The following is a 22,367-nucleotide window of genomic DNA, read 5'->3' on the forward strand; positions in this document are numbered from 1 at the left end:
CGGTTTCTTGTTCGATAGATGTGCTGCGCGGGGCTTAGTAGAAGCCGTAGCCGCTGACAAAGCGCTTGCGTTCGCGGCGCTCATAGGCAGCGGGCAGGGGCTTGCCAAAGGGCACGTCGATGCCAAGCGTCAGTTGCTTTTCATCCCAGGCACGCATTTCGTCATAGGCGATGCGCAGGGTTACCGGGCCCATACGGTCGCTTGGTGTGTTCAACTCGTACCAGGCAGCCAGACTGCGGCCATAGACGTTCAGGTCGGAATCCAGAACAATATTGGCGGCCAGACGCAGGTTGTCGTTCACATCATAGAGTAGGGTTGCGGCGACTTGATCGTCTTGCGGGTCGGAATCGTTGAGGTCCTGCAGCGTGGCCAGGTGATACCCCCAGCCGCCCATGTCCTTGCCAACAATCACCCCCAGATCGCCAGAGTCAGATTCGTAGCCGACACGGACAAAATGGCCAAACCCTTGCGTGGCAAGGCCGATTTCCAACTCGTCCCGACGCTCCAGATCGTTGGAGATCGCCAGGTGGAAGTTTTCCAGCGCCAGATCCAGACGCAGGGTGTGGTCCTGATCGTCGGTGGCGTCGCTCATGGTGAAATAGTCTTCGGAAATCATGTTGCCGGCGCCGTACATGTCGCCATAGGTCAGTGTCGCGGGGCCATAAGACAGCAGGAACGTCCGGTCCTTCGGCCAGTCGATCAGCGGATCGCCTTCACCCAATCTGGTGTTCCAGTTGGCGCCCATCGCAACGGTCAGGTCATCCAGCTGGTAACCCAGCGCGATGTTGCCCCGCGACGACGTGGAGTGATCGGTCCAGCCGTCGACCCAGGGGTACTGGTAGGCGCGCCGTTCCAGCTGCAGAAAGCCGCCGTAGATGAACTCTGCCTGTGCGGCACCTGCCGACAGCGCGATTGCAACGGCCGAAGCGGCGAAGGTTGCGGTCTTCATGGGATATGTCTCGCTTGTTTATTCCGATTGGGGCTGGCCCAAGATCGGCGCGTGTTTACGCGGGCGGTTGTGGAATGTCCGCGCGCCATTGTCACAACAGGGCTGTTTGTTGCGGAATTGCCGCGTCTACCCGAAGAGACGCGACAATGCCGTGCTCACCGCGTCAAGGAAATAGCGGGCCGAGGTGAACATGGTGGCCATTTGCAGGCTTAGCGCAAAGAGAAAGGCCATCACCAGCTGCGGGTAACGGGCCATGCCGGTTTCCAATCCAAGGACTTGCAGACCGCGTTTGGCAGGGGTGGTGAGCAGTAGGATTGTGACCGCGCCAATGGCGGCGCCGCTGAGGACATCGCTGGGGGCATGGAAGCCAAAATAGACCCTTGAGACCAGGCTGATTATCACTGCATGGGCCAGTGCCAGCAGCCCCCAGCCCAGACTTTGGCGCAGCATAACCACCGACAGGGCGATGGTGAGCGTTGCATGGTCCGACGGGAAGGCGTTTTCACCGGCAAGCGTGGCGGGATCTAGGAAAGGTGAAATGATGATGTCCAGATCCGGATTGTGGATCGGGCGCAGGACATGGGGCCCCAGTTCCACCACTGCGCGGCAGAGCAGCACCGCAACCGCCGCCACCAGTAGGCCAACAAACAGATCAAGCCGCCGCGCCGCACTGCGCGCGTCCTCAATCCCCCAGAGCCACCAGAAGATGAACAAAGGCGTCATACCCTTGAACAAAGGGTTGCTGGCGAGGTGCAAAAGCACCTCGTCAAAGGTGGTCGATGTGCCCATCCAACCATTAATGGCGTAAAGAATGGCCTCGTTCACTGGGGCCTCTCCGAGGTCTGGGGGGATGGTTTAGGGTTAGAGCCGGTTGAGTAACTCGCGGGTTGGCCATGCGTCAGCGGGCAGACCCAGACGTTTCTGTTCCGCCTGAGTGGCGGCGCGGGTGCCCGCGCCCAGAATGCCGTCGATCTTGCCCACATCATGGCCCAAGGCGGCCAGTTTCTTTTGCAGCTGCTTCATCTGCGGTCCGTCAAGGCCCGCGTCAGGATTGCCTTCGCTGAACACCGGCCCGCCCATCAGGCGGGTGCCGAAATAGGCGGCGGTCAGAACGTAGGTAAAGCTCTGGTTCCATTCGAAATAAACGTCAAAATTTGGGTAGGCGATAAAGGCCGGCCCTTTGCGACCCTGTGGCAGGATCAGTTTGCCCTTCAGGCCCTTTGCCTCCCACGCGCCGGAACGGGGCTTTACGCCAATTGCCTGCCATTTGCTGATCGGCAGAGCGGCAGCGGTGCCGGACAGGGACCAATCCATATCGGCCGGCACCTTGACCTCTTGCAGCCACGGCTCACCGGCGCGCCAGCCCAGATGGCTGAGCATCTTGCCGCCAGACAGCAACGCGTCCGGGGCAGAGGTTTTCAGCGACACCTTGCCATCGCCGTCACCATCCACACCGTTTTCAATGATGTCGGCGGGCAGCATCTGCACCATGCCAATCTCACCAGCCCATGCGCCGGTGGTTTTGTTCGGGTCAAACTCCCCACGGGCATAAAGTTCGAGCGCGGCAAACACCTGTGGGCGGAACAATTCGGGGCGGCGGCAGTCGTGCGAAAGGGTGACCAGCGCGTTCAGCGTGTTGAAATCGCCCTGATAGCCGCCGTAGTCGGTCTCAAACGCCCAGAAGGCCAGAAGCACCCCGCGCGAGACGCCGTATTCGCGTTCGATCCGGTCAAATACCTTGCTGTATTGCTGGCCCTTTTTCTTGCCGGTGTTGATCCGGTTCTGGGAAATCAGATGGCGGGTGAAATCGGTGAAGTTCTTCTGAAACACCCCTTGGCGGCGGTCTGCGGCCAGCACCTTCTGGTCCTGCTGAACATTGGCAAAGAACCGTTTGGCCAGACCGGCGTCATAGCCCATCGACTGCGCCTCTTTGCGCAGATCTTTGATGAAGCTGTTGAAGCCACCACCGCATTGCGCGGCGAGGCTGGGGCTGGCCAGTGAAACGGTGAGGGCGGCGGCGGTAAGAAGGCGTTTCATGAATTCCTCAGAGATAAAGTTTTGCAAAGGTTAACAGGCAAGGGCCGATCTGCAAACGTCAGATGACAGACGCTAACATTGACAGCAGCAGGGTCAGCCCCAGAACCACACCCCAGACCCGCCAGAGGGCGGTGCAGGCGGCATCGATATGATCGGGCGTGGCCGCGTGGGTGCCATCCACATTAACGAAGGGAAAATCGCGCATCTCACCCTCGTACGAACGGGGTCCGGACAGGGCGACATCCAGTGCGCGGGCCATTGCGGCCTCGGGCCAGCCGGCATTGGGTGAGCGGTGCTGACGGGCGTCACGCACCAGCAAGGGCCAGTTGTGGAACACCTGATGTGTCAGCGCGATCAGCACGGCGGTCAGGCGGGCAGGGGCCAGATTGAGCAGGTCGTCAAATCGCGCGGCCGCCCAGCCAAAATCGCGATGCCGTTCGGTGCGATAGCCGATCATGCTGTCGGCGGTGTTGGTGATTTTGTAAAGCAGCAGCCCCGGCAGACCCATGAGGGCAAACCAGAAGATCGGGGCAATCACCCCATCGCTGAAGTTCTCCGCCGCGCTTTCGATGGCGGCGCGGCTGATCGCAGGGCCGTCCATTTGGGAAGTATCGCGGCCGACGATGCGGGCGACCATCATGCGCCCGTCGCCTTCTGACAGGCGCAGCGCGTTGCCCACGTCCCGCACGTGATCGACCAGACTGCGCTGGGCCAGCAGGGCGGCCAGCACAAGGATTTCCACCAGCGGGCCAAAGGCGGCCAGCAGCTTGCCGAGGATCAGCGCGCCGATGGCCAGTGCCAGCATGGTCGCGATACCGTTGCGGCGGCGGTCTTCGCCTTGATTGAACCTGTTGTCGGCCCAGCCGATCAGCCGCCCCATCAGGACGGCGGGATGGGGGACGCGGTTGTAGAGCGCCTTGGGTTCGCCCACGGCGGCGTCCAGCAACATGGCAAGGATCAGGGTCATAGCAAGGCCTCCAGCCGGTGCCATTGGTCTGGGGCGGGCAGGCCAAGGCGGATGAAATGACGCGAGTAGGGGAAGATGCGGGTCCAGATCCGTGCTTCGGCAAAACGGGTCTGCCACTGGGCCGCATCCTTAACCTCATAGAGGCGAAAGAGCGGCGTGCCACCGTGCAGTGCTGCACCAGCGCGGGTCATCAGCTGATCCAGACGGGCGCTGTCTGCGGTCAGGCGGGTGCGGGTTGCCTCGGCCCATTTCTGATCGGTGAGCGCCTGCCGCCCGATGCGCAATGCCGGTCCGGCAACCGGCCAGGGGCCGAGCATCTGTTCCAGACGCGCGATCAGGGCAGGGTCGCCAATGGCAAAGCCTAAGCGGACACCGGCGAGGCCCCAGAACTTGCCAAAGCTTTTCAGGATCACGGTGCCGGGCTGGGTGGCGTGTTTGATGAGGGAGCGGTCCGGCGCGATATCGCAGAAGCTTTCGTCGATGACATGCAGGTCCGGGCCGGAGGGTTCACCATCATAGAACTGACCGGTGGGATTGTTCGGGTGCACGATCACGCGGGCCTCTGCCTGTGTGTCAGACAGCTGCCAGCCGGCGGCCTCAAAAGCGGCGGCGTGTTCGTTATAGGTGGGGCGCGGGATGTCCACGCGGCCCGTAAGGGCCAGCGCAGGGATGCGGGCAATTAGGGCGGAGGCCCCCGGCGCGGCCAGCACTGCGGCGCCTTCAGGTACCTGCCAGTAATCACGGGCGGCGGCGATCAGCGCCTGTTGCGCACCTTTGTCGGGCAGGGCGGTCCAGGCGTCCATATCGAAGGCGCCCACCGGATAAGGCACCGGATTGATGCCGGTGGACAGATCCAGCCAGTCGGCGCGGGTGCCGCCGTATCGGGAGGCAGCCGCATCAACGCCGCCACCGTGGTCCCGCGCCTCCTGAATCATTCTGCGGCCTCAGCTTTCGGCAAAGGGGGGTGGCGGGTCACAAAGTGCCCTTTGACCCCTTGCGGCCACTGGCGGAACGGCACCTGGCCGCTGTCGCTTTCGGCATGCAGCGTGGCGTAATCCACGATGGCCTCAGCCGCCTCTACACCCGGTTCAAACCGGCCGAGCGTGTAGTTCAGCTTGTCCGTGCCCTGAATGGCGACGTTGCAGCCATGGCTACAGCCCATCAGGCAAGAGACCCGACGGGTCTGCACGTCTGCGCGATCAGCGGCGGCGGCCTCTACCAGTTCGGCCAGCACCTCACCGTCTTTTTGTTCGCGGCCCGAGGCCTCCCAATCGTCGAGTTTGCAGGTGTCACAGACGGTGATCCAGGTTGTCATGTTTCGCGCTCCCATTTGCGGTGACAGAAATCGCAAAAACAGCCCGGGCGCAAGCGCGGGCTGTTTGTCTTTGGTCGGAAACTAGCGGCGAGGGGGGATTAGCCAAGTGCCGCACGGCCATGTGGGGTCATGTAATCCAGCACCGGGTTGATCGGCACAATCCGGTGTGGATTCACGCTTTCGTGGCTGTAGTGGTAATGGCGCACGATGTGGTCCATGTTCACCGTCTCGGCCACGCCGGGCACCTGATAAAGCTCGCGCGTGTAGGCCCAGAGGTTGGGGTAATCCACGATCCGTTTGCGGTTGCATTTGAAATGCAGGTGATAGACCGGATCAAACCGGATCAGCGTGGTGAACAGGCGCCAGTCAGCCTCGGTCAGGTGATCGCCCATCAGATAGCGGTTCTGGCTCAGGCGGTCTTCCAGCCAATCGAGCGTGTCAAACAGCGGGTAAACCGCCGCCTCATAGGCCGCTTGCGTGGTGGCAAAACCGGACTTGTAGACGCCGTTGTTCAGCGTGTCATAGATCCGCGCGTTGACCTCTTCGATCGCGTCCCGTTCGGCTTCGGGCCAATAGTCATCGGTGTTGCCGGTGATCCCGTTGAAGGCAGAGTTGAACATGCGGATGATTTCTGAGCTTTCGTTGGAGACGATGGTTTCACGCTCTTTGTCCCAGAGGATTGGCACGGTGACACGGCCCGACATATCCGGCACAGCTTTGGTGTAGATGTCGCGGGCATAGGGCAGACCGTAGAGGGTATCGCCCGTCGCACCGTCATAATTGGTGCCGAAATGCCAGCCATCGGACAACATGTCGGGATGCACGGCGGAGACCGTGATGTGGTCGCTCAACCCTTTGAGGGCGCGGAAAATCAAGGTGCGGTGTGCCCAGGGGCAGGCGTAGGAGACATAAAGGTGATAACGGCCGCTTTCGGCCTTGAAGCCGCCTTCGCCCGAGGGGCCGGCACTGCCATCTGCGGTGATCCAGTTGCGAAAGCTGGCCTCGGTCCGTTTGAAGGCCCCGCCACTTTCCTTGGTGTCATACCAGACGTCATGCCATTTGCCGTCGACCAACTTGCCCATTTCATGCTCCTATGCGTTTGTTGGTCAGAACTTAGGGGGCTGCGCGGGCGGCGCACAGGTCTATCCGGGCGCAGGTTTTCTGCATTTCTGCACAGTGTTGGGTGCGAAGTTTGGTGCGAAGGGGGATTTCGATGATTTCACGGCGGGCATTTGGCGTTTCGGCTTTGGCAGCAGTTCTCTTTGGGCCCGGGCTCGGACGGGCCAAAGCGGGACAGCGCGTGATCATTGTTGGCGCAGGGGGGGCGGGCATCACCGCGGGCTATCTGTTGCAGCGCGCCGGCGCGGAGGTCACAATCCTTGAGGCCGCGCCACATTGGGGCGGGCGGATCAAACGGCTGGAGGGTTTTGCCGACTTCCCCATCGATCTGGGGGCCGAATGGATCCATGCCGATCATTCCATCCTGAAAGAGATCGTGGATGACCCTGCGGCCAAGGTGGATGAGGAAACGATCACCTACCGGCCCAAGACCTATGACACCTGGGATGGCGAAAGCCGCGGCAGTGCCAACTGGCTGCGGCTGGCCTATGCGGAACGCAAATTCAAACGCACCACCTGGTATGGCTTCTTTGAACGCAACATGCTGCCGTCGGTCAGCGCATCCCTGCGCCTCAATGAACCGGTGAGCCAGATTGAACATTCGGACACTGGCGTGACGGTGCGCACTGCGAAAGCCCGCTACAGCGCCGACCAAGTGATTGTGACCACACCGCTGTCGGTGCTGCAAAAGGAGGGAATCAGTTTCGCCCCCAGCCTGCCACGTCGGATCACGGCGGCATTGGATGACACGGTGTTCGGCAGCGGGTTAAAAGCGTTCTTCAAATTTAAAGAGCGGTTCTACGGCGATATCACCCTGCCGCAGGGCGTGTCCGGTTTCACCGCCGATACCTGGTCCGAGCGGATTTTCTACAATGCGGCCTTTAGCAAAGACAGCGGTGACCATGTGTTGGGTCTGTTCCAGAACAGCAATGTGCCCCTGGCCACTGCACGGCAGTCCGATGCCCAGATCCAACGCGACCTGCTGTCTGAATTGGACCGGATTTATGACGGCGCTGCCAGTCAACTGGTTGAAAAGGTTCAGGTTCAGAATTGGGACCGTGTGCCATACATCAATGGCACCTATTCCAACGATTATGACGAGGGGGCGCAGGGCACGTTGGTTTATGCGTTCCGACCGGTTGCGGGGCGTCTGTTCTTCGCTGGCGAAGCGCTGGGCGGCGAGGATCGCTCAACCGTTCAGGGCGCGGCTTTCTCTGCCTTCGAGGCGGTGGATCAGCTGCTGCAATCCTAAGGTCGGCTTTGTTGCCACAGATGCCGCGAACCGGATTGCGGCACTGCGGCACGCTGCCTATAGTGCGCCCGGACGAGCCCCGAAACGGGGCCGGAGAGGTGTGTTTGTGCGATCGACCCAAATAGGGGATCAGGGACAAACGTCGTCAGGTGCCCGAACCCGGGCATTCTCTCTGTAAATGAGGTTGAACTGGGGGAGAGGCATGAAAACCTTCTATACAATTGTGGCTTTTGGTGGCGCTGTCTGGGCAGCACCGGCGGCGGCCCATATCGGTCACTTTGGTGAACTTGCCGGCCACGATCACTGGATCGCGCTGGGCGCTTTGGGGGCGGCGGGGGCCATTGCCCTGATTGCAGGCCTGAAGGGCAAGAAAAAGGACACCGAAGCCGAGTCTGAATCCGACGAAGAGCCTAGCGAAGAAGAGCTGCAGGAAGCCTAAGCCATGAGCAAAATTGGAGTGATGATCTGCGGTCACGGCTCGCGTAGCCAGGCCGCAGTTGATGAATTTTCTGTCCTTGCCGAAAAACTGCCCCCCCTGCTGCCGCAGGACTGGATGGTGGAATATGGCTATCTGGAGTTTGCCAATCCGGTGATCCGCGACGGGCTGGACCGGCTGCGTGACGCGGGCTGCGATAAAATTCTGGCGGTGCCGGGGATGCTGTTTGCGGCGATGCATTCCAAAAATGACATCCCGACGGTGCTGAACACCTATGCCACCAAACACGGCATTGAGGTCTCTTACGGCCGTGAATTGGGCGTGGACCCCAAGATGGTCGCCGCTGCAGGGGCGCGTATTCAGGAGGCCGTGGATCAGGCCAACGCCGAACTGGGTGAAGTGGACCTGCATGACACCTGTCTGGTGGTCATCGGCCGCGGCGCCTCGGACCCGGACGCCAACGCCAATGTCTCCAAGATCGCCCGCCTGCTACAGGAGGGCATGGGCTTTGGCTGGCTGGAGGTCGGCTATTCCGGTGTGACCTTCCCGCTGGTGGAACCCTGCCTGCGCCATGTGACCAAGCTGGGCTACAAACGGGTCATCGTGTTCCCCTACTTCCTGTTCACCGGCATCCTGATCGACCGGATCTATGGCTTCACCGATAAGGTGGCCGCCGATCATCCTGAGATCGAGTTTGTCAAAGCCGGCTACCTCAACGACCACGAACAGGTGCTGGCCACCTTTGCGGAACGTATCACCGAACAGGTGGGCGCGGTGCCGCCGCCGAATTGCGGCACCTGCCTGTTCCGCACCCAGGAACTGGCGCTGGAAGAGGGCAAGATTGTCATCTCCGCCGAAGACCGCGCCAAAGCCGCCGAAGGCACCGCGCATCCGGCGTTGGCTTCGGTGCCGCCGCCCACCTGCGTGATGTGCAAATACCGCGTGCAAGTGCTGGGCTTTGAGGATGAGGTCGGCTCGGTCCAGGAAAGCCACCACCACCACGTCGAAGGCCAGGGCGCCTCGGCCCCGGGATCAAACGTGGCGGATTGTAAGCTCTGTGATCTGTTCTGCACTGGGGAGTGTCGCTTGGATATGGGACATCACCACCATCACGACCACGGCCACAGCCACGATCACCATCACGGTCACGGTCATGGGCATCATCATCACCACGATCATGACCATTTGCATGCCGAATACCCGCATGCCAAACACCCGCTGGGGCCGGAAAGTGCACGCCGCAAGGGCTGACACTCTTTCAATGATCCTGAAAATACTCCCGCCGGAGGCATCCTTCGGCGGCCACATGCGCAAAGGGGGGGCTGATGCGACCCTATGAGAAGAACCCCTCGGCGATCTACGCCGAAAGCTTCGCCACCGTCCGGCGCGAGGCGCGTCTGGACCGGTTTGATGCCGGCATGGAACGTATGGCGATCCGGCTGATCCACGCCTGCGGCATGGTCGAGGTTGCGGACCGCCTGGCGTTTTCTGAAAACGCCTATGAGGCAGGACATGCGGCGTTGCAGGCGGGCAGGCCGATCCTGTGTGACTGCGAAATGGTTGGCGCGGGCATCATCCGGCGCTACCTGCCAGCCGAAAATGAGGTGATCGTCACCCTGAACGATGCCCGCACGCCGGGCATTGCGGCAGGCATTGGCAATACACGCTCTGCCGCTGCGGTAGAGCTTTGGGCCGATCATCTGGAAGGGGCTGTTGTGGTGGTGGGCAACGCCCCCACCGCGCTGTTCCACCTGTTGGAGCTGATCGACCAGGGCGCGCCAAAACCGGCGGTGATCCTGGGCTTCCCGGTGGGCTTTGTCGGCGCGGCAGAAAGCAAGGCCGAACTGGCCGCCAACCCGCGCGGTTGTGACTTTGTCGCCCTGCGTGGCCGTCGCGGCGGCTCAGCCATTGCCTCGGCCGCAGTGAATGCTTTGGCAGCGGGGCTGCCTGAAGAACAAGCGGAGGCATCCCGATGAGAGGTCGGCACGCCTTCGGCGAGAGTATTTGCAGAACATTGAAAGGGGCGGCCCATGTCTGATCCTTGGTTGCATATTGTTGGCATTGGTGAGGACGGTATGGACGGGCTGCTGCCCGCCACCCGCGCGGTTGTGGAAGCGGCAGAGGTGATTGTGGGCGGTGAACGTCATCATGAGCTGTCAGCGGCCGTCACGGCCGAGCGTCTGGCCTGGCCCTCGCCCTTTGATGCGCTGATTGACATGTTGAAGGGGCATAAAGGCAAACGTGTGGTGGTTCTGGCCACCGGCGATCCCCTGTGGTTTTCGGTCGGGGCGCGGATCGGGCGCGAGATTGACCCAAGCGAGTTGGTCTATCACCCGCAGGTTGGGGCCTTCCAGCTGGCGGCGGCGCGGATGGGTTGGTCGATGGCGGATCTGGAGACGCTGACAGTGCATGGCCGTCCGGTGGAGCAGATGATCGCCTTCATTCAGCCGGATGCGCGGTTGCTCATCCTGACCACCGGATCGGACACCCCTGGCAAGATCGCTGCTTTCCTAACCGCCCGTGGCTTTGGCAAATCCAAAATGACGGTGCTGGCCAATATGGGGGGCGATGAGGAACAGCGGTTTGACGGTGTGGCCGAGGGCTGGGACCATGAGGTGCCGCCCTTCAACACGCTAGCGGTGGATTGCATTGCCGCCCCCGACGCAGCGCTGTTGCCACGGGTGCCGGGGCTAGCGGATGATCTGTTCCAGAACGACGGCACCATGACCAAACAAGAGGTCCGTGCGGCAACATTGGCCAAATTGATGCCGATGCGCGGCGCGTTGCTGTGGGACATTGGCACCGGCTGTGGCTCGGTGGCGGTGGAATGGATGCGCTCAGCCTCTTATGCGCAGGCCATCGGGATTGAACCGCGCGCAGATCGCCGATCGATGGCGGCAGCGAACGCGCTGGCGCTTGGGGTGCCGAAGCTGCAGCTGGTGGATGGCACCGTGCCCGCCGCCCTGCAGGACTTGCCCGCGCCAGATGCGGTGTTCATTGGCGGTGGCCTCAGCCGGGAGACGTTCGAGTTTGCCTGGGGCGCCCTGCGTCCCTTGGGCCGGATGGTGGCCAATGCGGTGACCATCGAAAGCGAAGCCACGCTGATTGCGTTGCAGAAGGACTATGGCGGTGAGCTGGTCAAGATCTCGGTCGAGCGGGCGGAGGCGATTGGCCCCCTGAGCGGTTGGAAACCGCTGCGCACCGTGACCCAGTGGAGTCTGATCAAACGATGACCGGAAAACTTTACGGCGTGGGGCTGGGGCCGGGCGATCCGGACCTGATGACCCTGCGGGCCCATCGGTTGATTGCGGGGGCCACGGTGGTGGCCTATCCGGCTTTGGCGGGGGGGGACAGTTTTGCCCGCGCCATCGCGGCAGATGTGATCCCTGCGGGCGCGCGTGAAATTGTGATGGACGTACCGATGACGGTGGACCGTGCGCCCGCACAGGCCGCCTATGACAAGGGCGCGGCAGAAATCGCGGCGGCGTTGGAGGCGGGTGAGGATGTGATCTGCCTCTGTGAAGGGGATCCGTTTTTCTATGGCTCCTTCATGTATCTCTTTGCCCGACTGTCTGAATGGTTTGATGTTGAGGTGGTGCCCGGCGTGACCTCAATCACCACCTGCGCGGCGCGGGCCGGTGTGCCTTTGGCGGCGCGCAACGAGCGGCTGACGGTGCTGCCCGGTCCCTTGCCTGAGGCGGAGCTGCGCAGCCGGATCGAAGGGGCTGAAAGCGTGGCAATCATGAAGGTTGGCCGCCATCTGGCCAAGATCCGCAGCGTGATCGAAGCCTTGGGCCTGACCGAAAAGGCAATGTATATCGAGCGTGCCAGCCTGCCCGAAGAGGTGGTTTGCCCGCTGAAGGCGGCGCCAGAGAAGGCGCCCTATTTCTCAATGATTCTACTGGTGAAGGGGGGCGACCCATGGCTGTAAACTCTGGGCTTTCTGGCGAAAATGTGAAGCCGGTTGTTCTGGCGCTGAGCGCCTCCGGCGAGGCGGTGGCGCGTCAAGTGGCGGCGGTTTTGGGCGCTGAGCTGCATGGCCGTGAGGGGCGTGTGGCAGAGGCGGATGCTTTTTTCCCCAATGCGCTGGACCATGCGCGCGATCTGTTTGCGGCCGGTGTGCCGGTGGTGGGTGTTTGCGCCAGCGGCATCCTGATCCGCGCGGTTGCACCACTGCTGAGTGACAAACGAGCGGAGCCGCCGGTGGTGTCGGTGTCCGATGACGGCTCCGTTGTGGTGCCGCTTCTGGGCGGGCATCGCGGGGCCAACCGTCTGGCGGGTGAAATTGCAGCGGCGCTAGAGGCGACGGCGGCTGTGACCACGGCTGGGGATGTCGCCATGGGCGTCGCGCTGGATGAACCGCCACAGGGTTGGGTTCTGGCCAATCCCGAAAACGCCAAAGCGGCGATGGCGGCATTGCTGTCGGGCGCTGGGGCTACGTTGGTCGGCGAGGCGGTTGATGCGGCTGGCTGGCTTGCGGATCTGCCGAAAGGCGACGGCGTGACCATTCACTGTACGGTGGCGCCTGTTGAGGCGACTGAGGAGACCACGCTGGTCTTCCACCCGCAGCGCGCCATTCTGGGTGTTGGCTGTTCGCGCAACTGCCCTGCGGAAGAGTTGGATGGTCTGGTTACAGAGCTACTGGCGGATGCGGGTGTTGCACCCGGTGCATTGGCGGCTGTTGCCACGGCGGATCTGAAGGCGGATGAGCCTGCGATGAACGCACTGGCGGCGAAGTTCAACGTGCCGCTGCGGCTGTTCACGGCGGCGGAGCTGGACGCGGAAACCCCACGTTGCGCCACCACATCCGAGGTGGTTTTTGCCGAGATCGGCACCCACGGGGTGGCCGAAAATGCGGCCTTGGCCGCGGGGGGCGCAGCGGTGACGCTGACCCATCCGAAGCGCAAAACCGCCATGGGAACTACGGCGCTGGCAATGGCCGAGGCCCCTGTGAAAGAGGTTGCGGGCCGCGCCCGTGGCCGCCTGTCGGTTGTGGGCATCGGTCCGGGTCAGGCCAGCTGGCGCACGCCCGAGGTGTCGCGTCTTGTGGCGGAGGCGGAAGAGCTGGTTGGCTATGGCCTCTACATCGATCTGCTGGGGCCTTTGGCTGCAGGCAAGGAACGGTCGGACTTCCCGCTGGGCGGCGAAGAGGCGCGCTGTCGCTATGCGCTGGAACAGGCGGCGAAGGGCAAGAACGTGGCGCTGGTCTGCTCGGGCGATGCGGGCATCTATGCGATGGGCGCGCTGGTCTTTGAACTGCTAGATCGCGGACCGGAGGAACATGGTGTCTCTGATGCGGCGCACCGTGTGGAGGTTGTCTGTTCGCCGGGTGTTTCGGCATTGCAGGGGGCTGCAGCACGGGCCGGGGCGCCATTGGGGCATGACTTCTGCACCATTTCGCTGTCCGATCTGCTGACCCCGCGCGATGACATTCTGCGCCGGTTGAAAGCGGCGGCGGAGGGCGATTTTGTCATCGCCTTCTATAACCCTGTCTCGAAAACCCGCCGGACCCTGCTGGCTGAGGCGCGGGAGATCCTGTTGCAGCACCGTCCGGCCGATACGCCGGTGATGCTGGCCTCGTCGCTCGGGCGGCCTGAGGAACATGTGCGCTATCGCCGTCTCGACCAGCTGGAGGTCGATGAGGTCGACATGCTGACTGTGGTTCTGATTGGTTCGAGCAATTCGCGACTGGCGGAACTGGGCGAAGGCCCCCGCATGTTCACGCCGCGGGGCTATGCGCGCAAAATTGACGGCGATCTGGCCGAGAAGGCAGCGCAGTGAGTATTTTTGGCAAGATAAAAGAGGGGCGCGGCGCATGACCGTTTACTTTATTGGTGCGGGACCGGGTGACCCAGAGTTGCTGACGAAAAAGGCTGAACGGGTGATTGGTGAATGCCCTGTGTGCCTTTATGCGGGGTCTCTGGTGCCGCCGGAGGTGGTGGCCTGCGCCCCGGAAGGCGCGCGCGTTTTGGACACGGCGCCGATGACGCTGGATGACACCCATGCCGAGATCGTGGCGGCCCATGCCAAGGGGCAGGATGTTGCACGGGTGCATTCGGGCGATCCGTCGCTTTACGGTGCAATTGCAGAGCAGATCCGCCGCTTGAAAGCGGAGGGCATTGCCTATGAGGTGATCCCCGGGGTGCCGGCCTATGCCGCGATGGCGGCAGCCCTTGGGCAGGAGCTGACCATCCCTGAGGTGGCGCAGTCGATCGTTTTGACGCGGGTGTCGATGAAATCGACTTCGATGCCGGAAGGGGAGACGTTGGAAAACTTCGCCCGCACTGGCGCAACCCTGGCGATCCATCTGGGGGTTCGGAACCTGCGCGAGATCGAGCGTCAACTGGTGCCTTACTATGGCGAAGAGTGCCCGGTTGTGGTGGGCTACCGTGTGGGCTGGCCGGATGAGTTGTTCATCAAAGGCACCCTCAGCGACATTCGCAAAAAAGTACGCGCGGAAAAGATCACCCGCACCGCTTTGATCCTGGTGGGGCCGGCACTTGGCACGGTTCGTGATTTCAAAGACTCAGCCCTCTATGATCCGAAGATGCCGCATGTGCTGCGTCCGGTGGAGGGCAAGGTCCTGGAAGAGCCGATCGATGAATAAATTTCATCAAGGCTTTACTTGACCTTAACTTGGAATCGCCCATCTTGGGGCTACGAGGAGACGTGACATGACGACATTCCTGCCCAAAGAGGTACAAGCTGGTCTGGATGCAGCCCGCAAGAAGGATCAGAAACGCAACAGCCGTATGTTGGTGGAGGCCGATGGCCAGACCTATCGGGTGCTGCGGTTCTGGGAAACTGGTTTTGCACTGGACGCAGAAGCCGCGCCGCATCTGCGCGGTTTTGTGGACCTCTATGACCGCGGGGAACACCTTTATCAGGGGCTGATCCTTGCCTCGGAAGAAGAGGGCGGCGAGATGTGTTACGAGTTCAAACGCCTCACCGCGATCCGCGGCAAACAGCCAGCGGACTTCGTCAAGGAAGAGCACGAGGTTATTGCACTGCTGGGCCACCAGAGCTGAAGCGACCGTATTTTGTTAGGATAGGAAGCGGCTCCTCAGGGGCCGCTTTTGTTTTGGGGATCAGCGGGGGCGGAATGAGGGACCTGAACCGGGTAGGAAAATGCCCGACCTTGGGCCCGTCTTTATGTGGGGCTGGCAGGTTACAACGTGGTTCAACCCGATGGCCGCCCCTGGTGCCTCTGGGAACAGCCCATAAATGTCATAGCCAAATTGGCGTTGCGGATCATAGGGGCCTTGAGGCCAGGTTTTATAGGCTGCGATGTATACACGGTGCGAGTAAGCTGCCTTGTCTGGAATACGGGCGGGTTCGGTGAAAAAGTGGCGCCACGCCCCTGAAACATGATCAGAGAGGCCATCGCCAACTTCGGCATTTGATTTTGCGTCAAGAGCACGGACCCAGCGTTGCGCCAGCTTGGCGGATTGGCTCGGTGTCATGTTTTTTAGACCGACCTAATAGCGGGTTGGGGTGAAAAAACAAACACCTCATCGTCAGGATCAGAAATAAAGGCACGGTTGATCGTTGCCCCTGTGCGCAGTTTGAACGGGCGTTCAGATACGTCGAAACCGGCCTGCCTGAACCGTTTCAGCACGGTCTCTCGGTCTTTGTCGATCACACAGGCCCGCACGGCTTTCTGGGCACGAGCAAAGCTACGGGTGTCTGCGGGTACTTCACTAATGTAAGTCGGGTCGACGGCTGGGATTTCGCAGGCAGCGAGCACGAGCAGGCTGGCTACCGCGCAGAGTCTTAAAACGGACACGGAGAAACTTCCTATTGTTGCGCAGACTCCGGCGAGTGCCGGAGAGCGGGCTTGTTGATTGGGCGTTAACTGTGGTTCCAGTCGTCGGGATCGTCCGAGTTGTTGGGCGACAGGCCGAGGATGTCGCCTTCGGTTGAGCAGCCCAGGCCCAGAACAGTGCGGTTGGCGTAGGAGAAATAGGCCGAAACCTGATTGATTTCGAGGATCTCCCCGTCGGTGAAGCCGGCTTCGCGCAGGTCTGCGACATGGGCCGCGGTCAGATCCCAGGGGGCTTCGGTCAGCAAGCGGGCGTAGTCCATTGCCTTTTGCTGCGCGGCGTCCAACGGTGCGGCGGCAGGATCGCGGGCCTCAATCGCGGCGCGGATGGCATCGGCGCGGGCATCGTCCTGCAGCAGGCGTTTGAGGCCGTTGAAATGATGTTCCACACAGTAGTTGCAACGGTTCAGAGCGCTGACCCAGACCCCCAGCGTTTCGAGGAACCATTTTGGTAAAGTATTGCCCGAGTGGTGCAGCACATATTTGTAGATCGCCATATGCCCCTCCATCGAATGGGGCCGCAGGCTGTGCATCATCATGATGTTGTCGACGTTGTTGTCAGGGCCTTTCACCCGATCATAAAGCCGTTTCAATTTGCCGGTGGCATCTTCGTATTCGACAGTTTCAATCCAAGCCATGCTCTGCTCCCTCCCGTGAACTCGCTGTGTGATCTCTGGTTGTGCGCGACTGTAGGGGAGCGCAGCGCGCGTTGTCTATGGGGGCGTTTGATCCTGCTATCCGGCTGGGGAATCGCGCAGCTCTTCGTAGGAAATGGCGACATGTTCGCGGTAGGCGTCGCGCTGCATCAGCTGGTCGAAATAGCGTGTCAGATTTGGCCGAACTGGATATCGGACAGTGAAAACGCCGGCCCGCAAAGCCATTCACGGTCTTGCAGGCGATTTTCGGCGATCTGCAATCTGGCGTTCAGGGCCGTGAGCGCGGTGGTGATTGTGGTGGGATCGCGTTGTGCCTCTGGGGTGCGGACCACACGCCAGAAGACGGGACCGGTGAAGCCACCCGCGACATTGAGCTTTGCCCATTCCGCCCAGACATCGACCTCGGCCCGGCGGATCGGGTCAGTGGGCCAGAACGGTTCGGGCGCGTAGCGGCTGGCAAGATAGCGCAACATGGCGCCGGTCTCCCAAAGGGCCGGGCCGTCACCGTCTTTCAGCACGGGCACGGTGCGGTTGGGGTTCAAGGCGTGGAACTCATCGGTGTCCGTGCCGCCGTAGATATGGCCTATTTCGTGGCGGGTGTAGTCGAGGCCCAGTTCGCCCACACACCACATCAGCGCCTGCACATTGGAAGAGGTTCTACGCCCCCAGATTTCAAGCATGGTGGTGGCCCTGATTGTATGCTGCATGGTGCCAAGGCGCGGGATGTTGCGCCTTGGCACCTGCTTCCGAGAAGGTCGTTATTGCAGATCGCCAAAGGCGGCCTGCATCCGCTTGACCGCTTCTGCCACATGGGCGCGCGGGGTGGCGAGGTTGAAGCGCAGGAAGTTGTCACCGCCGGAACCGAAGGTCGGGCCTTGGTTCACGGCAATCTTTGCCTCTTTGGACACGCGATCTGTGAACTCTTCCCGTGTCATGCCGGTGCCAGAGAAATCGACCCAGGCCAGATAGGTGGATTCCATTTCCATTGAGGCGAGGCCGGGGATGGCATTGATCCCGGCATCAAAGAATTGCCGGTTGCCGTCGATGTATTCCAGCACCGCATCGGCCCATTTGGCGCCTTCCGGCGAATAGGCGGCTTCGGTCATGTGCAGGCCAAACGAGTTCGGCGACAGGCCAAGACCGGCCATGCGCGCGGCGAACTGAGCGCGCAGGGTGGCATCGGGGATGATGACATTGCCGCAATGGGTGCCAGCGATGTTGAAGGTTTTGGAGGTGGCGGTCATCATGATCAGCCGTTCTGCCGCGCCGTCGATATTGGCCATTGGGGTATGGGTATAGCCGGGGAAGACCAGATCATGGTGGATCTCATCCGAGACCAGGATCAGGTCGTGGCGTTTGGCAAAGGCCAATACACCTTCCAATTCTTCACGGGTCCAGACCCGGCCGCCGGGGTTATGGGGCGAGCAGAGGATGACCATCTTCTCAGAGCCGTCCAGCTGTTTGTCCCAGGCGTCAAAATCCATCTCGTAGCGACCATCGATGTTGCGCAGGTCACATTCCACAACACGGCGGTTGTTGGCGCGGATCACCTTGGAGAAGGCGTGATAGACAGGCGTCATCAGCACCACACCATCGCCCGGCTGGGTGAAGGCGTCGACACAGATCGCAGTGCCGTTGACCAGACCGTGTGTGGTGAAAATCCACGACGGATCGACGGTCCAGCCGTGACGGTTTTCCATCCACCAGCAAATTGCGTTGCGATAGCTGGCGTCATCGCCGTAGTAGCCGTAGATGCCGTGATCAGCCATTGCCTTGACCGCGTCCTGAATCACGTCTGCCGCTTTGAAATCCATATCGGCGACCCACATCGACAACCCGTCTTCGGGGGAGACGCCATAGAGGGTCTCCATCATGTCCCATTTGACCGAGTGGCTGCCAACGCGGTTGTGGATCTCATCGAAATTCATGCGGCTCTCCCAGAGGTGTTTACTTGGCTGTGTCAGGGCGGTCATTTGCGCCGCCGGATTGTGCCAGAGCCTAGGGGCAGTGAGGGGGCAGTCACAAGATCTGAGGCGGGGTTTCTCTGCGCAAAGATGCACAAGCGGGCAGTGCGGTCGCGCAGGGGCGCAGGTCGGGGCGGTTGGAGGGAGGCTACGACCGTATTTTTGCGGTAAAACAGGGCTTGGCGCGGGGATTGCACCATTGCGCCAACGCCCACCATCGCCTAAATCCCCCTTATGAAAAGAAACATCCTGATCCATCCCGACCCCCGCCTGAAAAAGCTCTGTGATCCTGTTGCGGACATGAGTGATGCGCTACGCGCATTGGCGGATGACATGCTGGAAACCATGTATGACGCGCCGGGCATTGGGCTGGCAGCGCCGCAGATCGGCATCCTGCAGCGGGTGATCACGCTGGACTGCACCGCGCAGGACGAAGACAACCGTGCGCTGGTGATGTTCAACCCCGAGATTGTCGAGTCCTCGGAAGAGACTTCGAGCTACGAAGAGGGTTGCCTGTCGATCCCCGATCAATACGCCGAGGTCGTGCGGCCCGCCGAGGTGACCGTGCGCTGGATGGATGTGGACGGCAAGGAACAGCAGGAAACCTTTGCCGATCTCTGGGCCACCTGTGTGCAGCACGAAATCGACCATCTGAACGGCAAGCTGTTCATTGATTATCTGAAGCCACTGAAACGCCAGATGATCACCCGCAAAATGCAGAAGCTGAAGCGCGAACGGGCGCGCGCCTGACCGATGGCGGTGCGGCAGGTTCTCCTGTGGCCGGACCCGCGTCTGACGCAGGTCTGTGCACCGGTTGAGGCTGGGGTGGACCTGACGGCGCTGGCGGCGGATATGCTGGACACCATGTATGATGCCAATGGCCGTGGCTTGGCCGGGCCGCAGATCGGCGTCATGCAACGGATCTTTGTGATGGATATTACCTGGAAAGAGGGGCTTCGCGCCCCGCAGGTGCTGATCAACCCCGAGATTGTAGCAGTGTCCGAGGTGCATGTTGGCGGCGAAGAGGGCTGCCTGTCGATCCCTGATACACCGCTGGAGGTGACACGCCCCGCTGAGGTGACGATGCGTTGGCGGGATATGGACGGATTGCAGCAGGAACGCCGCATGACGGGGTTTGAGGCCAAATGCGCCCAGCATGAGCTGGACCACTTGAACGGCAAGGTGATTTTTGACCACCTGCCAGAAGATGAACGCCGGCGGTATGAGGCCGCCTATCTGGAGGCGCAGCAATGACTGTCCGCACTTGTATCCCTTGGCCCGACAAACGCCTGCGCACGGCGGCGGAACCGGTGACCGAAATCACCGATCACGTGCGGCAGGTCTGGGACGATCTGATCGACACCATGTATGCGATGCCCGGTGTCGGTATGGGCGCCAATCAGATTGGCGAGATGCTGCGTCTGATCGTTGTGGATGCCACGGAGGAGGGCAATCAGGCGATCCGCATGGCCAACCCAGAGATCCTGCATGCCTCGGTCCAGCCGCGTGAGCATGATGAGGCCAGCCCCAATCTGGTGGGGGTTTCGGCCAAAATCTCGCGCCCGCGTGCGGTGACGGTGCGTTACATGGATGAACATGGCGCGACGGTGGAAAAGGACTTTGTTGGGCTCTGGTCCACTTCGGTGCAGCACCAGATCGATCATATCAATGGCAAGATGTACTTTGACCATCTGAGCAAGATGAAGCGGGACATGTTGATCAAGAAATCCCGCAAGGCACGTGGGTAAGGTTCAGGGGTAAGGAGCGCGAGGATGCGGGTAGTTTTCATGGGCACGCCGGAGTTTTCGGTGCCGGTTCTGGATGCTTTGGTGGACGCCGGTCACGACATTGCCGCCGTTTACTGCCAGCCGCCCCGTCAGGCGGGCCGTGGCAAAAAGGAACGCCCGACGCCGGTCCATGCCCGCGCCGCCGAACTGGGGCTGGAGGTGCGCCATCCGGTGTCGCTGAAAGGGGCGGAGGAACAGGCAGACTTTGCAGCGCTGAAAGCGGATGTTGCCGTGGTGGTGGCCTATGGGCTGATCCTGCCGCAGGCTATTCTGGACGCGCCGGCTCAGGGCTGTTTGAACATCCACGCCTCGCTGTTGCCGCGCTGGCGCGGGGCGGCGCCTATCCACCGTGCGATCATGTCTGGTGATGCGGAAACCGGCATCTGCATCATGCAGATGGAGGCGGGGCTGGACACTGGGCCAGTGCTGCTGCGCCAATCGACTGCTATCGCGGCCGAGGAAACCACTGCCCAGCTGCATGACCGCCTGTCCGATATGGGCGCTGCGCTGATTGTTGAAGCTTTGGCAAAACTGCCGACACTGGTGCCAGAGGTGCAGCCCGAAGAAGGGGTGACCTACGCCAGCAAGATCGACAAGGCCGAGGCTGCCATTGACTGGTCCGCCCCTGCCGAAGAGGTGGACCGCAAGATCCGGGGCCTGTCGCCCTTCCCCGGTGCGTTTGTGGAATATGACGGGCAGCGGATCAAGCTGCTGGCCTCGCGTCTGGTGTCTGGTGAAGGGACACCCGGTGAGGTGCTGGACGACCAGCTGACCATCGCCTGTGGCAGTGGTGCCGTGCAACTGTTGCGCTTGCAACGTGCAGGCAAAGCGGCGCAGGATGCCGAAGTGTTCCTGCGTGGCCTGCCGCTGCCCAAGGGCACCCAACTGTAACCGGAGGCCCGCCCATGTTCCCGACCTTGATTGGCACCGTCGTGATCGCGGGGATTGTCGGCTATCTGGTGGAGAAGACGGGGTTCACCCATAACGGGATCCTGCCCTCGATCATCATTTGCGTTGGCGGGGCCTTCCTGTTCTACTTTGTCCGGATCATGTTTGGTCTCAGCTTTGGCCCACCCGGTGTGGACGCGATTATTGCCTCGGTCGGGGCTTTGATCGTGGTGCCGACCCGCTGGCGCCGTTAAGGAAATTTACCGGGGCTCAAGCCCGTTTTGACCGGAGAAAACCATGCCAATTTTGTTTCTGATCATCGTTGGGGCCGCTGCGGGCTTCATTGCAACCCGCCTGATGAAACAAGACGCCAGCCTTGTGGCCACCATCGGCATTGGCATTGCAGGCGCGCTGATCGGCGGGCTGATCCTGCGGTTTCTCTTGGTGATCACGGGTATCGGCGCGGGGCTGGTCGGCGCCATTCTTGGCGCGATGCTGTTGATCTGGTTCTATCAGCGTTTCAAAGGCTGAGGCGGTTCACTGCCGTGGCGGGCGGCTTTTGTAGACCGGCAGTTGCCAGCCAAAATGCATCGAGCCCGCCCTGAGCCCCCATGTGACCCCGCCACCGATTAGCAAGCCCCAGCCGCCACTGATCCCCAGCGGCGCTGCAAGAGCCACGGCACAAGCGCCCGCGGCGGCGCAGGTCACGTAAAGCTCACCCTGTTTCAAAACCAGTGGCACCTCGTTGCAGACCACATCCCGCATCAAGCCGCCAAACGTGCCGGTGGCTGTGCCCATCACAATCACCACGGACCAATGCGCCCCGAGGTCCAGCGCCACCGCTGCGCCCGCAGGCACGGCCACGGCCAGCGCCAGACTGTCGAGCCACAAGAGCGCCCGGTAGCGGCTTTCGAACAGGTGGGCGGTGAAGAACACCACGGTGGCCGCCGCCACGGCCACGCCCAGAAATCCCGGCTGGCCCATCCAGAACACCGGGTTCCGGTCCAGCAGCACATCCCGCAGGGTGCCACCGCCAAGCGCGGTCAGGGCGGCGATGAAGAGAAACCCAACCAGATCCAGCTGCGCCCGTGAGGCCGCCAACGCGCCGGTTAGGGCAAAAACCAGAACCGAGGCGCTGTCGAGGAAGATCTGCAGGCTCAACGGATCAAGCATCG

General features: G+C 61.6%; 27 protein-coding genes. 15 read left to right on the forward strand and 12 right to left on the reverse strand.

The window, feature by feature from the left end; translation table 11 throughout:
• Positions 1-34 precede the first annotated feature (34 nt).
• From SIC14_RS07900 to SIC14_RS07930, 7 genes are all read right to left on the reverse strand, one after another.
• Entirely contained in the window at positions 35-949 is a 915-nt protein-coding gene (locus SIC14_RS07900) for a hypothetical protein (protein WP_412565277.1), read from the reverse strand.
• 126 nt (positions 950-1,075) lie between these two features.
• Positions 1,076-1,774 carry a phosphatase PAP2 family protein gene (locus tag SIC14_RS07905; protein ID WP_412565278.1) on the reverse strand — a complete coding sequence of 233 codons (699 nt, stop codon included), beginning with the start codon at positions 1,772-1,774 and terminating at the stop codon, positions 1,076-1,078.
• Between the two features lie 36 nt (positions 1,775-1,810).
• Positions 1,811-2,986 carry a lytic murein transglycosylase gene (locus tag SIC14_RS07910; RefSeq protein ID WP_412565279.1) on the reverse strand — a complete coding sequence of 392 codons (1,176 nt, stop codon included), beginning with the start codon at positions 2,984-2,986 and terminating at the stop codon, positions 1,811-1,813.
• Between the two features lie 58 nt (positions 2,987-3,044).
• A complete protein-coding gene (gene cbiB, locus SIC14_RS07915; RefSeq protein ID WP_412565280.1) occupies positions 3,045-3,953 on the reverse strand; it encodes an adenosylcobinamide-phosphate synthase CbiB in 909 nt (302 codons plus the stop codon).
• On the reverse strand, positions 3,950-4,888 hold the full coding sequence (locus SIC14_RS07920; RefSeq protein ID WP_412565281.1) for a threonine-phosphate decarboxylase: 939 nt from the start codon (positions 4,886-4,888) through the stop codon (positions 3,950-3,952). Before SIC14_RS07920 ends, cbiB begins: the two co-directional genes overlap by 4 nt.
• A complete protein-coding gene (locus SIC14_RS07925) occupies positions 4,885-5,268 on the reverse strand; it encodes a DUF1636 family protein (RefSeq protein ID WP_412565282.1) in 384 nt (127 codons plus the stop codon). Before SIC14_RS07925 ends, SIC14_RS07920 begins: the two co-directional genes overlap by 4 nt.
• 98 nt (positions 5,269-5,366) lie before the next feature.
• Entirely contained in the window at positions 5,367-6,350 is a 984-nt protein-coding gene (locus SIC14_RS07930) for a glutathione S-transferase family protein (RefSeq protein WP_412565283.1), read from the reverse strand.
• Positions 6,351-6,481: 131 nt separating this feature from the next.
• Between SIC14_RS07930 and SIC14_RS07935 the strand changes: the two genes are divergently transcribed.
• From SIC14_RS07935 to SIC14_RS07975, 9 genes are all read left to right on the forward strand, one after another.
• Complete coding sequence (locus tag SIC14_RS07935; protein WP_412565284.1) at positions 6,482-7,639, forward strand: flavin monoamine oxidase family protein; 1,158 nt, start codon at positions 6,482-6,484, stop codon at positions 7,637-7,639.
• 202 nt (positions 7,640-7,841) lie between these two features.
• Complete coding sequence (locus SIC14_RS07940; protein WP_412565285.1) at positions 7,842-8,078, forward strand: DUF6732 family protein; 237 nt, start codon at positions 7,842-7,844, stop codon at positions 8,076-8,078.
• Between the two features lie 3 nt (positions 8,079-8,081).
• On the forward strand, positions 8,082-9,326 hold the full coding sequence (locus SIC14_RS07945; protein ID WP_412565286.1) for a sirohydrochlorin chelatase: 1,245 nt from the start codon (positions 8,082-8,084) through the stop codon (positions 9,324-9,326).
• A 74-nt stretch (positions 9,327-9,400) separates the two neighbouring features.
• A complete protein-coding gene (locus SIC14_RS07950) occupies positions 9,401-10,051 on the forward strand; it encodes a precorrin-8X methylmutase (RefSeq protein ID WP_412565287.1) in 651 nt (216 codons plus the stop codon).
• 54 nt (positions 10,052-10,105) lie between these two features.
• A complete protein-coding gene (gene cbiE, locus SIC14_RS07955; RefSeq protein ID WP_412565288.1) occupies positions 10,106-11,308 on the forward strand; it encodes a precorrin-6y C5,15-methyltransferase (decarboxylating) subunit CbiE in 1,203 nt (400 codons plus the stop codon).
• The gene (cobI, locus tag SIC14_RS07960) at positions 11,305-12,006 is read left to right on the forward strand and encodes a precorrin-2 C(20)-methyltransferase (protein ID WP_412565289.1); all 702 of its coding nucleotides are present in this window, start codon (positions 11,305-11,307) and stop codon (positions 12,004-12,006) included. Before cbiE ends, cobI begins: the two co-directional genes overlap by 4 nt.
• Entirely contained in the window at positions 11,997-13,856 is a 1,860-nt protein-coding gene (cobJ, locus tag SIC14_RS07965; RefSeq protein WP_412565290.1) for a precorrin-3B C(17)-methyltransferase, read from the forward strand. Before cobI ends, cobJ begins: the two co-directional genes overlap by 10 nt.
• A 34-nt stretch (positions 13,857-13,890) precedes the next feature.
• Entirely contained in the window at positions 13,891-14,682 is a 792-nt protein-coding gene (cobM, locus tag SIC14_RS07970) for a precorrin-4 C(11)-methyltransferase (RefSeq protein WP_412565291.1), read from the forward strand.
• 67 nt (positions 14,683-14,749) lie between these two features.
• Complete coding sequence (locus SIC14_RS07975; RefSeq protein WP_412565292.1) at positions 14,750-15,103, forward strand: hypothetical protein; 354 nt, start codon at positions 14,750-14,752, stop codon at positions 15,101-15,103.
• A 440-nt stretch (positions 15,104-15,543) separates the two neighbouring features.
• Here SIC14_RS07975 and SIC14_RS07980 read toward each other — a convergent pair whose 3' ends face one another.
• The 4 genes from SIC14_RS07980 to SIC14_RS07995 all read right to left on the reverse strand — a co-directional run bounded on the left by SIC14_RS07980 (position 15,544) and on the right by SIC14_RS07995 (position 18,481).
• A complete protein-coding gene (locus tag SIC14_RS07980) occupies positions 15,544-15,861 on the reverse strand; it encodes a hypothetical protein (RefSeq protein ID WP_412565293.1) in 318 nt (105 codons plus the stop codon).
• 65 nt (positions 15,862-15,926) lie between these two features.
• Positions 15,927-16,535: a carboxymuconolactone decarboxylase family protein gene (locus SIC14_RS07985; protein WP_412565294.1), complete on the reverse strand. Its 609-nt coding sequence runs from the start codon at positions 16,533-16,535 to the stop codon at positions 15,927-15,929.
• 188 nt (positions 16,536-16,723) lie between these two features.
• Positions 16,724-17,233 (reverse strand): glutathione S-transferase family protein, encoded by a 510-nt coding sequence (locus SIC14_RS07990; RefSeq protein ID WP_412565295.1) that lies wholly within the window; start codon positions 17,231-17,233, stop codon positions 16,724-16,726.
• A gap of 78 nt (positions 17,234-17,311) precedes the next feature.
• Entirely contained in the window at positions 17,312-18,481 is a 1,170-nt protein-coding gene (locus SIC14_RS07995; protein WP_412565296.1) for a MalY/PatB family protein, read from the reverse strand.
• A gap of 270 nt (positions 18,482-18,751) precedes the next feature.
• Between SIC14_RS07995 and def (SIC14_RS08000) the strand changes: the two genes are divergently transcribed.
• Genes def (SIC14_RS08000) through SIC14_RS08025 form a run of 6 tightly spaced genes read left to right on the forward strand, consistent with a single transcriptional unit; the run spans position 18,752 to position 21,723 of the window.
• A complete protein-coding gene (gene def, locus SIC14_RS08000; RefSeq protein ID WP_412565297.1) occupies positions 18,752-19,267 on the forward strand; it encodes a peptide deformylase in 516 nt (171 codons plus the stop codon).
• Between the two features lie 3 nt (positions 19,268-19,270).
• Positions 19,271-19,771, forward strand: coding sequence for a peptide deformylase (def, locus tag SIC14_RS08005; RefSeq protein WP_412565298.1), 501 nt, complete (start codon positions 19,271-19,273; stop codon positions 19,769-19,771).
• Positions 19,768-20,265, forward strand: a complete 498-nt coding sequence (gene def, locus SIC14_RS08010) for a peptide deformylase (protein WP_412565299.1) — start codon at positions 19,768-19,770, stop codon at positions 20,263-20,265. Before def (SIC14_RS08005) ends, def (SIC14_RS08010) begins: the two co-directional genes overlap by 4 nt.
• Before the next feature lie 24 nt (positions 20,266-20,289).
• Positions 20,290-21,195 carry a methionyl-tRNA formyltransferase gene (gene fmt / locus SIC14_RS08015; protein ID WP_412565300.1) on the forward strand — a complete coding sequence of 302 codons (906 nt, stop codon included), beginning with the start codon at positions 20,290-20,292 and terminating at the stop codon, positions 21,193-21,195.
• A 14-nt stretch (positions 21,196-21,209) separates the two neighbouring features.
• Positions 21,210-21,446 (forward strand): hypothetical protein, encoded by a 237-nt coding sequence (locus SIC14_RS08020; RefSeq protein ID WP_412565301.1) that lies wholly within the window; start codon positions 21,210-21,212, stop codon positions 21,444-21,446.
• Between the two features lie 43 nt (positions 21,447-21,489).
• Positions 21,490-21,723, forward strand: coding sequence for a GlsB/YeaQ/YmgE family stress response membrane protein (locus SIC14_RS08025; RefSeq protein ID WP_412565302.1), 234 nt, complete (start codon positions 21,490-21,492; stop codon positions 21,721-21,723).
• A 6-nt stretch (positions 21,724-21,729) separates the two neighbouring features.
• On the opposite strand, the gene SIC14_RS08030 is transcribed toward SIC14_RS08025, so the two are convergent.
• The gene (locus tag SIC14_RS08030) at positions 21,730-22,353 is read right to left on the reverse strand and encodes a trimeric intracellular cation channel family protein (RefSeq protein WP_412565842.1); all 624 of its coding nucleotides are present in this window, start codon (positions 22,351-22,353) and stop codon (positions 21,730-21,732) included.
• Positions 22,354-22,367: the final 14 nt, after the last annotated feature.

It is taken from the genome of Thalassobius sp. MITS945101, assembly GCF_047123305.1.
Lineage (GTDB): Bacteria > Pseudomonadota > Alphaproteobacteria > Rhodobacterales > Rhodobacteraceae > Thalassobius.

What these genes read in the sequence shown, in the direction of transcription:
- SIC14_RS07950 (WP_412565287.1), top strand. Translation starts at nt 9,401, where the DNA reads ATGCGACCCTATGAGAAGAACCCCTCGGCGATCTACGCCGAAAGCTTC.
- SIC14_RS08025 (WP_412565302.1), top strand. Translation starts at nt 21,490, where the DNA reads ATGCCAATTTTGTTTCTGATCATCGTTGGGGCCGCTGCGGGCTTCATT.
- def (WP_412565299.1), top strand. Translation starts at nt 19,768, where the DNA reads ATGACTGTCCGCACTTGTATCCCTTGGCCCGACAAACGCCTGCGCACG.
- fmt (WP_412565300.1), top strand. Translation starts at nt 20,290, where the DNA reads ATGCGGGTAGTTTTCATGGGCACGCCGGAGTTTTCGGTGCCGGTTCTG.
- cobJ (WP_412565290.1), top strand. Translation starts at nt 11,997, where the DNA reads ATGGCTGTAAACTCTGGGCTTTCTGGCGAAAATGTGAAGCCGGTTGTT.
- cbiE (WP_412565288.1), top strand. Translation starts at nt 10,106, where the DNA reads ATGTCTGATCCTTGGTTGCATATTGTTGGCATTGGTGAGGACGGTATG.
- SIC14_RS07945 (WP_412565286.1), top strand. Translation starts at nt 8,082, where the DNA reads ATGAGCAAAATTGGAGTGATGATCTGCGGTCACGGCTCGCGTAGCCAG.
- SIC14_RS07995 (WP_412565296.1), bottom strand. Translation starts at nt 18,481, where the DNA reads ATGAATTTCGATGAGATCCACAACCGCGTTGGCAGCCACTCGGTCAAA.
- def (WP_412565297.1), top strand. Translation starts at nt 18,752, where the DNA reads ATGAAAAGAAACATCCTGATCCATCCCGACCCCCGCCTGAAAAAGCTC.
- SIC14_RS07990 (WP_412565295.1), bottom strand. Translation starts at nt 17,233, where the DNA reads ATGCTTGAAATCTGGGGGCGTAGAACCTCTTCCAATGTGCAGGCGCTG.
- SIC14_RS07940 (WP_412565285.1), top strand. Translation starts at nt 7,842, where the DNA reads ATGAAAACCTTCTATACAATTGTGGCTTTTGGTGGCGCTGTCTGGGCA.
- cbiB (WP_412565280.1), bottom strand. Translation starts at nt 3,953, where the DNA reads ATGACCCTGATCCTTGCCATGTTGCTGGACGCCGCCGTGGGCGAACCC.
- SIC14_RS07975 (WP_412565292.1), top strand. Translation starts at nt 14,750, where the DNA reads ATGACGACATTCCTGCCCAAAGAGGTACAAGCTGGTCTGGATGCAGCC.
- SIC14_RS07910 (WP_412565279.1), bottom strand. Translation starts at nt 2,986, where the DNA reads ATGAAACGCCTTCTTACCGCCGCCGCCCTCACCGTTTCACTGGCCAGC.
- SIC14_RS07925 (WP_412565282.1), bottom strand. Translation starts at nt 5,268, where the DNA reads ATGACAACCTGGATCACCGTCTGTGACACCTGCAAACTCGACGATTGG.
- SIC14_RS07920 (WP_412565281.1), bottom strand. Translation starts at nt 4,888, where the DNA reads ATGATTCAGGAGGCGCGGGACCACGGTGGCGGCGTTGATGCGGCTGCC.
- SIC14_RS07935 (WP_412565284.1), top strand. Translation starts at nt 6,482, where the DNA reads ATGATTTCACGGCGGGCATTTGGCGTTTCGGCTTTGGCAGCAGTTCTC.
- SIC14_RS07930 (WP_412565283.1), bottom strand. Translation starts at nt 6,350, where the DNA reads ATGGGCAAGTTGGTCGACGGCAAATGGCATGACGTCTGGTATGACACC.
- cobI (WP_412565289.1), top strand. Translation starts at nt 11,305, where the DNA reads ATGACCGGAAAACTTTACGGCGTGGGGCTGGGGCCGGGCGATCCGGAC.
- SIC14_RS08020 (WP_412565301.1), top strand. Translation starts at nt 21,210, where the DNA reads ATGTTCCCGACCTTGATTGGCACCGTCGTGATCGCGGGGATTGTCGGC.
- SIC14_RS07900 (WP_412565277.1), bottom strand. Translation starts at nt 949, where the DNA reads ATGAAGACCGCAACCTTCGCCGCTTCGGCCGTTGCAATCGCGCTGTCG.
- SIC14_RS07985 (WP_412565294.1), bottom strand. Translation starts at nt 16,535, where the DNA reads ATGGCTTGGATTGAAACTGTCGAATACGAAGATGCCACCGGCAAATTG.
- cobM (WP_412565291.1), top strand. Translation starts at nt 13,891, where the DNA reads ATGACCGTTTACTTTATTGGTGCGGGACCGGGTGACCCAGAGTTGCTG.
- def (WP_412565298.1), top strand. Translation starts at nt 19,271, where the DNA reads ATGGCGGTGCGGCAGGTTCTCCTGTGGCCGGACCCGCGTCTGACGCAG.